This window comes from Catenovulum sp. SX2 (assembly GCF_052056295.1).
In the GTDB taxonomy this organism is placed as follows: domain Bacteria; phylum Pseudomonadota; class Gammaproteobacteria; order Enterobacterales; family Alteromonadaceae; genus Catenovulum.
This window is the reverse complement of the sequence record NZ_CP182493.1, coordinates 2,948,798-2,962,119: the sequence shown is the minus strand read 5'-3', so window position 1 is coordinate 2,962,119 and position 13,322 is coordinate 2,948,798. Positions and strand designations below refer to the sequence as shown.

At 39.5% G+C, this 13,322-nt stretch carries 13 protein-coding genes; 6 read left to right on the top strand and 7 right to left on the bottom strand.

Annotated features, from left to right (window positions below; translation table 11 throughout):
* The first annotated feature begins 62 nt into the window (after window positions 1-62).
* Complete coding sequence (locus ACMZOO_RS12375; protein ID WP_440903635.1) at window positions 63-641, top strand: 5-formyltetrahydrofolate cyclo-ligase; 579 nt, start codon at window positions 63-65, stop codon at window positions 639-641.
* Here the strand turns inward: ACMZOO_RS12375 and arsJ are convergent.
* The 3 genes from arsJ to ACMZOO_RS12360 form a co-directional block, all read right to left on the bottom strand.
* Entirely contained in the window at window positions 638-1,861 is a 1,224-nt protein-coding gene (gene arsJ, locus ACMZOO_RS12370; protein ID WP_440903634.1) for an organoarsenical effux MFS transporter ArsJ, read from the bottom strand. The two genes, ACMZOO_RS12375 and arsJ, sit on opposite strands and share 4 nt — an antisense overlap.
* 12 nt (window positions 1,862-1,873) lie before the next feature.
* Window positions 1,874-2,878, bottom strand: coding sequence for an ArsJ-associated glyceraldehyde-3-phosphate dehydrogenase (locus tag ACMZOO_RS12365; protein ID WP_440903633.1), 1,005 nt, complete (start codon window positions 2,876-2,878; stop codon window positions 1,874-1,876).
* Between the two features lie 79 nt (window positions 2,879-2,957).
* The gene (locus tag ACMZOO_RS12360; RefSeq protein WP_440903632.1) at window positions 2,958-3,719 is read right to left on the bottom strand and encodes a metalloregulator ArsR/SmtB family transcription factor; all 762 of its coding nucleotides are present in this window, start codon (window positions 3,717-3,719) and stop codon (window positions 2,958-2,960) included.
* Window positions 3,720-3,872: 153 nt separating this feature from the next.
* On the opposite strand from ACMZOO_RS12360, the gene rpiA reads away from it, so the two are divergent.
* The 3 genes from rpiA to ACMZOO_RS12345 all read left to right on the top strand — a co-directional run bounded on the left by rpiA (window position 3,873) and on the right by ACMZOO_RS12345 (window position 6,680).
* Window positions 3,873-4,526 (top strand): ribose-5-phosphate isomerase RpiA, encoded by a 654-nt coding sequence (gene rpiA, locus ACMZOO_RS12355; protein WP_016955223.1) that lies wholly within the window; start codon window positions 3,873-3,875, stop codon window positions 4,524-4,526.
* 387 nt (window positions 4,527-4,913) lie between these two features.
* Entirely contained in the window at window positions 4,914-6,149 is a 1,236-nt protein-coding gene (gene serA, locus ACMZOO_RS12350) for a phosphoglycerate dehydrogenase (RefSeq protein ID WP_440903631.1), read from the top strand.
* 165 nt (window positions 6,150-6,314) lie between these two features.
* The gene (locus ACMZOO_RS12345) at window positions 6,315-6,680 is read left to right on the top strand and encodes a hypothetical protein (protein WP_440903630.1); all 366 of its coding nucleotides are present in this window, start codon (window positions 6,315-6,317) and stop codon (window positions 6,678-6,680) included.
* A 27-nt stretch (window positions 6,681-6,707) separates the two neighbouring features.
* Here ACMZOO_RS12345 and ACMZOO_RS12340 read toward each other — a convergent pair whose 3' ends face one another.
* The gene (locus tag ACMZOO_RS12340) at window positions 6,708-6,863 is read right to left on the bottom strand and encodes a hypothetical protein (RefSeq protein ID WP_440903629.1); all 156 of its coding nucleotides are present in this window, start codon (window positions 6,861-6,863) and stop codon (window positions 6,708-6,710) included.
* A gap of 57 nt (window positions 6,864-6,920) precedes the next feature.
* On the opposite strand from ACMZOO_RS12340, the gene bfr (ACMZOO_RS12335) reads away from it, so the two are divergent.
* Window positions 6,921-7,385, top strand: coding sequence for a bacterioferritin (gene bfr, locus ACMZOO_RS12335; protein WP_440903628.1), 465 nt, complete (start codon window positions 6,921-6,923; stop codon window positions 7,383-7,385).
* A 15-nt stretch (window positions 7,386-7,400) separates the two neighbouring features.
* A complete protein-coding gene (bfr, locus tag ACMZOO_RS12330; RefSeq protein ID WP_440903627.1) occupies window positions 7,401-7,868 on the top strand; it encodes a bacterioferritin in 468 nt (155 codons plus the stop codon).
* A gap of 114 nt (window positions 7,869-7,982) precedes the next feature.
* Here bfr (ACMZOO_RS12330) and ACMZOO_RS12325 read toward each other — a convergent pair whose 3' ends face one another.
* From ACMZOO_RS12325 to ACMZOO_RS12315, 3 genes are all read right to left on the bottom strand, one after another.
* Window positions 7,983-9,464: a tryptophan halogenase family protein gene (locus ACMZOO_RS12325; protein WP_440903626.1), complete on the bottom strand. Its 1,482-nt coding sequence runs from the start codon at window positions 9,462-9,464 to the stop codon at window positions 7,983-7,985.
* Between the two features lie 203 nt (window positions 9,465-9,667).
* Entirely contained in the window at window positions 9,668-12,781 is a 3,114-nt protein-coding gene (locus tag ACMZOO_RS12320) for a TonB-dependent receptor (protein ID WP_440903625.1), read from the bottom strand.
* A gap of 274 nt (window positions 12,782-13,055) precedes the next feature.
* Window positions 13,056-13,322: a transposase gene (locus tag ACMZOO_RS12315; protein WP_440903624.1), complete on the bottom strand. Its 267-nt coding sequence runs from the start codon at window positions 13,320-13,322 to the stop codon at window positions 13,056-13,058.

The window sequence follows — 13,322 nt, the reverse complement described above, 5'->3', positions numbered from 1 at the left end:
AATAAACAAACGGAGTTCAGTTAGCCTTTCAGGCTGTGAACACAAGGTTTTTAAGGTTAGAAATGTATACTTCATTTACTCGGGCGGAACTGCGCAAACAGGTTAGACAAAAACGCAATGCCCTTACATCAGAGCAGCAAGTTCAAGCAGCGCAATTATTACTGAAGCAAGTTATCGACTCAGGCATATTAAATGGTGTTAAGCAGTTTGCTGCCTATTTAGCTAATGATGGTGAAATTAATCCGAAGGCTTTAATTGACTATGCATGGCAAAATAATATGCAAACTTATTTGCCAGTACTGCACCCTTTTGCCAACGGCCATTTAGCGTTTTTACAGTACAACTCTAATAGTGAAATGCAGCTCAACAAATACAATATTGCTGAGCCTAAGTTAAATTGCTTGAGTATTTGCCCAACATCCGAGTTGGAGTTGGTGTTTTTGCCTTTGGTCGCGTTTGATAAATTTGCCAACCGCATGGGCATGGGTGGTGGTTTTTACGATCGTACTTTTGCCAACAATACAACAACTAAACTTATTGGCCTTGCGCACGACTGCCAACAAGTTGAAAAACTACCAATAGAATCTTGGGATGTGCCGCTACACGCAATCATCACCCCAAGCCAAACTATAATGATTTAATCACTCAATTTTGGGTTAGTTTGCGGTAGTTGCATGGAAATAACGGCAGTGATAACAATAAAAATAAAAGAGATTACTAAACACGCGGCTAATCCATATAACTGATAGATCCAACCAGACAACACAGTACCAATCAACCGACCAAGTGCATTCGCCATATAATAAAAACCGACATCAAGCGAAACACCATCGGCATCAGCCATACTGACAATTAAATAACTGTGTAGCGATGAGTTAATTGCAAACACAACGCCAAAAATCAGCAAACCGCAGATCAAGCTAATTTCTATTGACCACTGAAAGTGCAGCGCAACTGCAATAAATAAAGTAACAACCGCAAGTAGTGTCGCCCATTTGCTTGTAGCAACGGCTGGTGACAAAGCTTGTTTAAAGTTAATTAGCTTAGGTACAATTGATTGCACAATACCGTAGCCAATAACCCATAAGGCTAAAAAGCCTCCAACAGTCCAATGGTCCCAATTAAATACTTGGGATAAAAACACCGGCAGAGCAACAACAAACCAAACGTCGCGTGCGCCAAATAAAAACATTCTGGCTGCGGATAAAATGTTTATCGCCCGACTTTTTGACAATATGTCAGTAAACTTAGGTTTTTGTTTGGCTTTGCCTAAATCATTTTTAAGTGCATACAGGCTATAACTCCAGACCAAACATAAAGCACCTGCCATTAACATCATAGCGCCTTTAAACGACACTAAAGTTAATAACAAACCACCTAAGAAAAAGCCGACGCCTTTAAGCGCATTTTTCGAGCCGGTTAAAATGGCTACCCATTTAAACAAAGTACCTTCTTGGCCCGCCGAAACTAACATCTTAATTGAGCTTTTGGCACTCATTTTATTGAGGTCTTTGGCAATACCAGAAAGCGCTTGAGCAATCATCACATACACAACAGTTAACCATTCTGCTGGCACAGCTAACATGAGCAAAGCAACAATCTGAATTGCTAAACCAATATTCATGGTTTTATTTAGGCCTAAACGCGCGCCTAAATATCCACCCACTAGGTTAGTGATAACGCCAAATATTTCGTAAAACAAAAACAACATGGCAATACTAAGTGGTGAATAACCCAATGCATGAAAATGCAGCACCACCAACATGCGTAATGCACCGTCGGTTAGGGTAAACGCCCAATAGTTGCCAGTAACAATTAGATATTGTTTTATGTCGGCCGATAAATTTGCCAAGCGCTTCATAACAATTCCCTCTTACAGCGACAAGGCAACCTTGCGAGTTAACTCTGCTGTACGGTTTGAATAACCCCATTCGTTATCATACCAAGCATATAATTTAACTTGAGTTTCGTTCACCACCATAGTCGACAAAGCGTCAATAGTACTTGAACGAGGATCAGTTCTATAATCTATCGAAACCAAAGGTTTTTCTTCGTAACCTAAAATGCCTTTTAGCTCACCTTCTGCGGCTTCTTTCATCCATGCATTAATTTCTTCTGCTGTTGTTGCACGGCTTACTTCAAATACACAGTCAGTCAATGATGCATTGGTTAATGGAACACGTACCGCATGACCATTTAATTTACCTTTTAGTTCAGGGAAAATATGTGTAATTGCGGTTGCTGAGCCAGTTGTGGTTGGTATTAAACTACTACCACATGCACGAGCACGACGTAAATCTTTGTGCGGTGCGTCAATAATAGTTTGGGTATTGGTAATGTCGTGAATTGTGGTCATTGAGCCATGTTTAATGCCAATTTTATCTTGTAGCACTTTAACGACAGGCGCTAAACAGTTGGTCGTACAAGAAGCCGCTGTAACTATGCTGTGCTCATCCGCATTGTATAAATTATCATTCACACCCATTACCACATTCAATACACCGGCTTCTTTTACCGGCGCAGTAACTACAACTTTTTTGACGCCTTGGTCTAAGTATTTTTGCAGCAAGTCTGTTTTGTTCATTTTGCCTGACGCTTCAATCACTATGTCGCAGTTAGACCAATCCGTTTCTGCAATTGTTTTGTTTTGCGTTACTTGAATTGCATGGCCGTCAACCACAATGCTCGACTCTGTATGCTCTACTTGTTTATCCCATTTACCATGCACTGAATCATAAGTGATTAAATGAGCTAGAGTTTCTGCATTGCCCGCAGGATCGTTTATTTGTACAAATTCAATTTCACTATAATCAAATGCTGCACGAAAAGTTAAACGTCCCATACGGCCAAAACCGTTAATACCTACTTTAATAGTCATTGTTTTTTCTCCAAATATTTTATTCATTGCTTTGCCCAAATGAGCTTGTTGCACTTGGGTTTTAAATTTTTGTTTCTAATCAACTACAACAAGTTGCCATGCGCGCAGGCCTATCGCCCATGGCGTTTAACCTGTTGAGTTCTTGTTCGATAAAATTTGGTTCGTTAACCACAGTTGAGGTAATCACTTGTTTCATCCAAATGGGTAAAGTTGGATTGAGTGAATAAAAAACCCACTGTTGGTATTTACGGTCGGACAAAATCCCTGCTTTTTTTAACTGAGCCAGATGACGTGAGACCTTGGGCTGACTTTCTTGTGCAAGCGCAACCATTAACTCACACACGCACACCTCCTGCTCAACCGCGATAATCAATAAAGTTTTGAGCCGAATATCATCCGCTAGAGACTTATAAAAGCGCGTCGGCGAAATGGAATCAGGTTTTAAGTGTTCTAATTCAAGTGAAAAAGTTTTTATTCGTTCGTTGAGTTCTTGCAGCGTTTTTTCAAATGGATTTGCCCCTTCGCGTGATTTAGGCCCAGTAAAATCCCACGCCAAACAATTACTACCATTCACTCTGCCATCACATTCGGTGGCAGCTTTATCACACAAGGTAATAACATAATCAAAATGTTGTTCAGCAAATTCATCCACATGCTTGGAAGTTAAGTTTTCTGTTGGCAAACCAAAATGCTCAATAGCGGACAAGGTACGAGCATCAACTTCACCAGGATTGGAACCAGCGCTATACACTTGGTATTTACCTTTACCATGATGTTTGAGCAAAGCTTCGGCCATAATCGACCGTGCAGAATTTTCAGTGCACAAGAACAATATTTTCAAAACACACTCCATAACAATTTAGTTATATACTAAATTTATTATATAAATATGCAACAGCTTAAAATGAAATAATCACAAATAAAAAACGACTAAGTTGTTAAGCAAGCTCGAGGTTAGTTATACTATCGCCACTTTTACGAGGAGCCGTCGCACATGAACCAGAATGAAAAGAAAAAAGCTGTCGCCGAAGCTGCTATTCAATACGTTGAAAAAGGCAGTATTGTTGGTGTTGGCACAGGAAGTACTACTAACTTTTTTATCGATGCATTAGCCCCACTCGCCGATGATTTAAAAGGCGCAGTGTCTAGCTCTGAAGCATCAACTGAAAGACTAAAAGCTTTAGGTATCGAAGTATTTGATTTAAACGAAGTTGACTCATTTGACATTTATGTTGATGGCGCTGACGAAGTTAATCCACAAAGCCACATGATAAAAGGCGGTGGCGCAGCACTCACCCGTGAAAAAATCGTATCAGCTGTAGCTAAACGCTTTATTTGTATTGTTGACGATTCAAAAGAAGTTGACGTTATGGGTAAGTTCCCATTGCCGGTTGAAGTTATCCCTATGGCACGCAGTTATGTTGCACGCGAAATTGTTAAATTAGGTGGTGATCCGGTTTACCGTCAAGGCGTAGTAACCGACAACGGCAACGTAATTTTAGACGTACACAACTTACAAATTACCGATGCAGTTGAGCTAGAAAGCAAGTTAAACCAAATTGTTGGTGTGGTTACTAATGGCTTATTTGCTATGCGTGGTGCCGATGTAGTTTTAGTTGCAACCGATAATGGTGTTAAAACCCGTTAAACAAGCTGTTAAATCTTGTTATTTCAGCGAAGTTTAGCCGCCTTTACGGCTAAAAATAACGCAAAAAAAGATGCGTTTTTTTAAATACTCAAACTACCTGAAGCTGCTATTTTCAGAGCTATCTCAGAGCTCTCAATACAAGGCATGTTAATGCGGGAATGTAGGCACCTTTCAAATTAACATAACACAGTAGTGGGAGCTCTGAGAAGCTCCCGAAGGGCAATGCTAAAAAGCATTTATACTGCGTTATTGATTTTGATAAGGGTCCACCATTACCTGCAATCAATGCCTTGTCTAAATGCTTTTTATCTATTGCTGAAATCTAGCATCTTTAGGTAGTTTGAGTATATAATTGCGCCCAATTTAAAGTAATGCCCTGGAAACCCAATGAGTAAATATTCTTTATCTAAAGATAAAATCAAAATCCTTTTATTAGAAGGTGTGCATCAAAGTGCGGTTAAAACTTTGAACAATGCGGGTTATACCAATATTGAATACCACAAAGCCTCGTTACCAGAAGACGAGTTGCTAGCTGCAATTAAAGATGCACATTTTGTTGGTATTCGTTCACGTACTCATTTAACTCGTGAAGTTTTACAACAAGCTGAAAAATTAATCGGTGTTGGCTGTTTTTGTATTGGTACTAACCAAGTTGATTTACAAGCAGCACAAGAATTCGGTGTTCCGGTATTTAACGCACCTTTCTCAAATACGCGTTCAGTTGCTGAATTAGTTATCGGCGAAATTTTATTATTGTTCCGTCGTATCCCTGAAAAGAGCATGTTAGCTCATCAAGGTATTTGGGAAAAATCAGCGAACGGCTCTGTTGAAGCTCGTGGCAAAACGCTAGGTATTATCGGTTACGGTCATATAGGTACTCAGTTAGGTATTTTGGCTGAAACTATTGGTATGAACGTTATTTTCTACGATATCGAAGATAAATTACCACTAGGCAATGCAAAACAAGTTCACGATATGAACGAGTTATTAGCACAAGCTGACGCGGTAAGTTTACACGTACCAGAAAATGCTAGCACTAAAGATATGTTTGGTGCCGAGCAGTTTAAAGCGATGAAAAAAGGCGCTATGTTCTTAAACGCTTCTCGCGGTACTGTAGTTGATATCGAAGCTTTAGCTGAGTTTTTAGCTGGCGAACAACCACATTTAGGTGGCGCAGCAATTGACGTATTCCCAGTTGAACCTAAGTCAAATGACGAAGAGTTCGTTACACCTTTACGTGGCCTAGGCAATGTATTGTTAACCCCACACATTGGTGGTTCAACATTAGAAGCGCAAGAAAACATTGGTATTGAAGTAGCGGGTAAATTGGCTAAATACAGTGACAATGGTTCTACGTTATCAGCTGTTAACTTCCCTGAAGTTTCTCTACCTTCTCACGAAGGCCGCAGCCGCTTGTTACACATCCACAAAAACCAACCTGGTGTGTTAACTAAAATTAACCAAGCGTTTGCTGAAAAAGGTATTAATATTTCAGCTCAGTTCTTACAAACTGTTGCTGATATAGGTTACGTTGTATTAGAAGTTGATTCTGACGACAGCGAAGCTGCATTAAACCAATTAAAAGCAATTGACGGTACAATTAGAGCACGTGTATTGCTTTAATAAACACAAGTCAATTAATGCTTAACGATTAAAAGGAGCTTAGGCTCCTTTTTTAATTGATATGTCATGGACTTGCAAGAAAGTCATCATAATCCATTATTAAGCTACAATCGTACTCAAATGGAGTACTGGATGTATTAACACGTTTAATTTTAAGGATAAATTATGAAGATCAATACGTTATTAACCTCACTTTCTATCTGCAGCCTATTTATATTACCTTCATTAGCGAATGCAGCAACAGCTTACAGTTTTAAACAAGATGAAGCTGGCGGTACCGTCTACTACAATCCTACTGCTCAAAACCAATATGGGTTCAACATAATAATGTTGAATACAATAAATGGGGAGCAATTTTGCAACGAACAAGGCCGTTCAACTCAAGTTAGTGGTGGGAAAGTAGGTTGCCATGAAGATGAATCAGAGTATTCTAATTTCGATTGGAGTTCTCAACAATGGAAAGAGAAATCAACGGGTAGCTCGAATCAATGCTATGTATACTATGCATCAATTAAATGCTCTTCAAACTAACTCCTAACCAGCCAGTAGTTTGTTAATCTAAGGGGCTAAAATTTTAGCCCTTTTTTCGTTTTTAATCTCTAAATCTATAATCACCTCAATACCGTAGTTATCAGCAGCAGTAGCAATAACAGGAATGGTAATGAGAACAGTTACTCTTTGCAAACCATTGAAATTTAAAGATTTTTTTGACATAGATCAAATTTAGTCTATACTTTGTTCATCTTTGGCGTAACGCGCGTGAGGCATACCATGAAAGGTGACAAGCAAGTTATTGATATGTTGAATAAAGTTCTAACTGCAGAGCTTACCTCTATTAACCAATTTTTCTTACATGCTCGTATGTACAAAAATTGGGGACTATCTGAATTAAACGAAAAAAGTTACAAAAAATCGATTAAAGACATGAAACAAGCTGACGAAATTATCGAGCGTATTTTAATGTTAGAAGGTTTACCAAATTTACAGCGTTTAGGCTCACTTCGTATTGGCGAAAGCACTGAAGAAATGCTCAAGTGCGATATGGAGTTTCAAGTTGAACAAGTCGCTTTATTAAAACAAGCTGTTGCTTTGTGTGAAACTGCGCAAGATTATGTAACTCGGGATATTTTAGAAGAAATTTTAGAATATGAAGAAGAGCATATTGATTGGATTGAAACCCAACAATACCAAATCGACAATATGGGGATTGCCAACTATCTCCAATCGCAACTGTAATTGGGGGATATGACCATGAAAGGCAATGCTAAAGTAATCAAATCGCTTAACAAATTGTTAGCGTTCGAATTAGCTGCAATGGATCAATACTTTATCCATTCACGCATGTACCAAGACTGGGGTTTAAATAAGTTATACGAACGTATTGACCACGAATTTGATGACGAGAAGTCACATGCATCTGCATTAATCGAGCGTATTTTATTTTTAGAAGGCACACCAGACATGACTAAACGAGATGGTTTAGTTATAGGTACAGATGTTCCTTCTATGTTAGAAAGTGATTTACGTGTTGAATATGCGGTAGGCAAAGCATTAAAAGAAGTCATCGCATTATGTGAAAAAGAGCAAGATTACGTAACTCGTGAAATGCTTGAAAAATTACTCGACGACACTGAAGAAGATCACGCATATTGGTTAGAGCAACAATTGCGCTTAATCAAAATGTTGGGTATTCAAAACTACTTACAATCGCAAATGTAAGCTGCTTTCAAGCCACAGAAAGCCGTACTATATGTGAGTTGTGGGTTAAGTGAAATGGTAAAAGGGGCGCTCATTGAGTGCCCTTTTTCTTTAACTATTGTTTATATTAAACAACTAATTCGCTAGTGGCGACGGACAAAACTGTTGAATAAACTGCCAATGCTCAGGCAACTGATTAACCGTATTGTCAATGCCATCTCTAATAGATTTTAAGAAGTTTTGTAGCTCTTCATCTGACATATTATCGACAATCGGATGATAATGTTCAGGTACTAAACCTTGACCTATCATGACTTGCTGCCACGAATCATCAAACAGCTCGTTATTTTTTCTAAATACTTTACCGGTTTGTTGAAACAGCTCTAACCTATGTGCGAGCGTTTCAGGTACTTGCATATTGCGGCAGTAATGCCAGAAGTCGGCGTCATCTCTGTTGGTCACTTTATAGTGCATAATAATAAAGTCGCGGATGGCTTCCACATCAACTTTAGTTTGTTCATTAAACTCGTCGATATCACACTGTTTAACCCCGTCGTATGGGAATATGCGTAACAAACGCACGATAGCTTGTTGAATTAAATGAATGCTGGTTGACTCTAACGGTTCTAAAAAGCCACTGGATAAACCAACTGCCACACAGTTTTTATGCCAATGCTTGCGGCGCGTGCCTGTTCTAAACTTGATCACTCTGGGCTCGGTTAACGCCTCACCTTCAATATTGTTTAGCAGGGTTTGTTTTGCCTCGTCATCTGAGGCATATTTGCTTGAATAAACTATGCCGTTGCCAACGCGATTTTGCAGTGGAATACGCCACTGCCAGCCAAACGGATGCGCAATAGAGCGAGTATAGGCACGTGGTTTCTCAACAGCTTTTGTTTGAATGGCAATTGCGCTATCGCAAGGCAGCCAATGAGACCAATCTTCAAATCCTGCGTGTAATGTTTGCTCTATCAATAAGCCACGCTGGCCAGTGCAATCTAAAAATAAATCACCTTCAATAACTTGGCCATTTTCCATTTCAAGCGACTGAATAAAACCATTTTCAGAACACACATTTACTTTGCCGATTTTGCCTTCAATGCGTTTAATGCCGTGCTGCTCAGCTATACCTCGTAAAAACTTAGCATATAAAGGAGCATCCATATGATAAGCGTAGTTAATACCGTTTTTTGGCAGTTGGGCAAAACGATTGCGTTTAGCCGCGACTTGTTCAATACAATAGTCACCAAAGTCAGACGCAAAACCTTTGTCACGACCTTTTTTCCAAAAGTGTTGAAAACCCGCTGCCCAACAATCGCGTCCGGTTACCCCGAATGCATGAATGTAATCTTCATTTACATCGCGCCAATTTTCAAAACTGATCCCAAGCTTAAAGGTGGCATTCACCGCCTTCATAAACTCAGCTTCATTAATTTTTAACAGTCTGTGGTAAAAAATGAGGGTTGGTATAGTTGCCTCACCCACACCAACTGTGCCTATTTCTTCTGATTCAATTAAGGTGACTTCTAAATTATTGATCAATTTAGTCAGTGCTGCAGCTGCCATCCATCCTGCGGTACCACCACCTGCAATCACTACTTTTGTAACTTTATTCATGTGTATGCCTTATGTTTAAACTTCTACTGCCCGTTTAGGGTCTTATTATTTACTTTCCACAAAAGAAAGCGCATTCATAACCTGCAGCATAACAAACGATTAACATCATCAGCAATAGTATTGAGTTAATCTAAATCAAAAAAGCCGCTAATGATTACTCAATTAGCGGCACACTAAGGTTACTACAAGGTCAAACAAAGGTTTTAGAAGGTATAACGCGCACCAAAGTTATAGCGTGCGCCAGTTTGTGCAATTTTAAAGGTTGCTCGGCTGTCACGCATATATTGCCTTGCATACTCATCAGTCAAGTTAATTGCTTCAGCAAATATGGTTAAGTTTTCTGTAAGTTCAAAACTAACATTCACATCTACCTGCCCATAGGCTTCTGTAAATATTGGCCCTTCGTCAATTTCATCTGCCAAGAAGTCATCGCGCCAGTTGTAAGCAATTCTTGCTTGGAAACCATCTTTATCATAAAAACCTACTAGGTTTGCCGAGTCACTTAAACCATATAAAAATGCTTGTCCTGAACGATCAATTTGTGCTTTGTCATACTCCAAATCACTATCAACCAAGGTGAAGTTTACAATAGCACCAAAACCAGAATCGCCAAACACATGCTGCGCCGCAACTTCAATACCATCGGCACCGTTATCATTTAAGTTTTCAGGAACATCAAATCGAACTGATATTTTGTCATTAAACCCTGGCTCACCATATATTTGTGCTGCCTGACCAGAGGTTGGGTCAGCTTCAATAATATAAACACCATCCGCAGGATTATCCGCCAATAATTGTGCTCTTATGTCAGCATTGGATGGATCATCTCCATTATTGGCAGCTTTGGCCTTGTTAAATGCGTCATCAAATCGACTGCCTGTTACAGGGCTTAAAGCGTCATACGGTTGCTCAGTAACACTGACTCGGCCAATAAAATTCACAACATCTTTCTTGAAGTACCCAACTGACACATAACTAGCTTCGTCGTAGTACCACTCAACCGACAAATCATAGTTGGTTGATTCAATTGGTTTTAATCCTGGGTTACCACGAACACCGCTAGCAAGCTGTCGATTAACTGAATTTAGTCGCTGGCCAGCTGTCAGATTATTATAATTTGGACGAGTCAAAGTTTTACTCGCCGAAGCTCTTACTACAAAGCCATCAAATATTTCTAGGTTTAAATCAATCGCTGGTAAAAAATAATCGTAGCTTCCTGTACCAGTAAAGAACTCAGGTTCACCACGTTCTATTCTAAATTCGTTGTCTGAAATCCAAGCGACTCTTTCAACATCAGGTAAAAGTGTATTTGAGGTAACATCGGTTTTTTCGTAACGAACACCGGCCAATATACCAAATGGCATCGAGCCGATATCAAAACCTAATTTAGTTTGAACATAAGCACTGGTAGACTCTTCCTCAGTACGAGCATCAGTGGTGTATTTCGTTGGTGCACAAACTTTGTTGCCACAAGGCCAAGTTTCAGGATCACTCGGGTCACCATATTTTGTGCCAACAACTTCTGCTATTGCGTCAAAATCTTTAATGTTCCAAAACTCATTTAACATATTGCTTTTGTCGCCAGGTAAACCTGAAAATTTATCGGCCATAGTATCTCTACTAGCTTCAAGCAATTCATTTGGTACGTCATCAAATTGACCGACGCCACCCCAAGTTGCCCGTTCAGCCATAGCAAATGCTGTTCTGTTATTTACTGTATTGCTACCAAGACCAAAATCAATACTTTCCACAATGCCTGAATCGAACGTATATGTGCCATCTAACTGAATTTGATCTATCTCTGATTTCATATAGCTGTTACGGAAACTTGTACCAGTAGTACGAACTAAACCAGCAGGCAATGAGGATACGTTAGATAATCCATTAGTTGGATTAGGATAAGTATCGTTGGCATACTGTGATGGGTCAGTTACTGATGCTGGATATTCAACAATAGCGACAGGAAATTCAGATTCAAAATTTAGCGTTGTTGTCGCTCGAACATTAGCAGCCATTTGTATAGTATTACTATTTCCGTATATGCTATCAGGTTTTGCTTCTGCACTAGAGCTATGAGCATCTAATTTAATTTTAAAATTGTCGGTAACTTTGTACTCAATGTTTAAACCTACCGATTTATTCTCTGTTACTTGAGCACTCTGCTCAACCTGGCTAACTAAATCAGCAAAACTAAGTTCACCAGCAGAGTAAGTTGGATTGCCATTGTCTGACGCAACACCCACATTATCTTCTTTAACCCAAAGTGGAGACGATACACCACCAACAGGATCACGCCACTCACTCGCAACAGCACCGAAATTCATCCAAACCGATGCAATGTTCTGGTTTATCTCAACTTCATTTTTTGCGTAAGTGTAGTCTAAGGTCGCGGTTAAACTGTCAATAGGCTGAAATTGGAAGGTAAGTTGGCCATTAGTACGTGTACGCTCTACGTCTTTGAAACCATACAATAAATTTTGCGGCATAATGACTGTAGTGCCATTAGCAGGTCGATTAATATGTGGATCAACGCCAGTTTCAGGTTCGCCAGGTATTTGTCCCCAACCACCCGAACCTTCTGAGGTTGGTCGCCAGCTATTTTCTACGTGTGCACGAGCTTCGCCTGAGTTTCTGTTTTGGTAACTAGCTGCGAACGCAATACCAAATTTGTCATCAGCAAAAGTGTTGCTAAATATGCCTGAGATTTCAGGTGTTATTTTGTCATCGTCAATTGACGAGGTATCTTTTACAGCTTTTGCACCAACACTAATTTTTAACCCTGGTTGGCTCAATGGACGAGTCGTATTCAAATTGATTGTTGAGCCAATACCGCCTGTTGCAATAGATGCTTTGTTCGTTTTGTAGACCTCTACGCCACTTACAGCTTCTGACGCTAAAGTCCCAAAGTCAAACGAGCGAGAGTCTGAATTAGTGGTTGCCTTAATAGTCGCGGTTGGCATTTGACGACCATTTAACAATACCAAGTTGTAATCTGGACCAAAGCCACGGACAGTAACCTTACTACCTTCACCATGATCCCTATCAATCGATACACCGGTAATACGCTGTAAAGATTCTGCTAAGTTAGTATCAGGGAATTTACCCATATCTTCAGCAGAAATTGCGTCAACAACCCCAACCGAGTCACGTTTCACATCCATTGCCCGAATTAAACTACCGCGTATACCTTTTACTTTAATTACTTCTGTATCAGCTGCGTCTTCTGCAAATACAGGTGCTGAAGTAAATGCAGTTGCACTCAACACCAGCGACAAACTGGTTGCTAGTCGTGTTTTGTTAAACTTATTATTTTTCATTGTGTTCACCCATGTGTTGGAAAACTTAATTATGGCCCTTCGCCAATGTAATCATTTACATAACTTCTTAAAAAAACCCGAATCAAATCGACTTTCAATGTAAACATTTACACAATCTAATCGATCATTTTTACTACGTCAACATTTTTTGCTTACAAAACCAGCAAAAAACATACGTTTTTTTAACATAAGATAAAAAGTAGACCGTTTTTCGCAGAAAAACAAATGTAAAAGTGGGAAAAACTAAGGAAAGTAGCCAATGAAAACGATTTAGTTAAATTTCAACCTTAGCATTGAGCATTTTGGTGAGTTGTCGTAGATCTTTAAGTTGTCTTTCTAGTTCAACAACAGTGTATTGAAGTTGATTGAGCTCATTAATATGCTGCCGGTACAATTCGCCCCGGCGATATTGGGTGATCCACTGTAATAATTTGCGTTTGCCGACATTATTTTGTTCAGCGACTGTACACAAACTCGTATTGCTGTGAACTACAGCTTCAATGCATTTTAGTTTGAAGGCTAATGATTCATTGGCCGACAT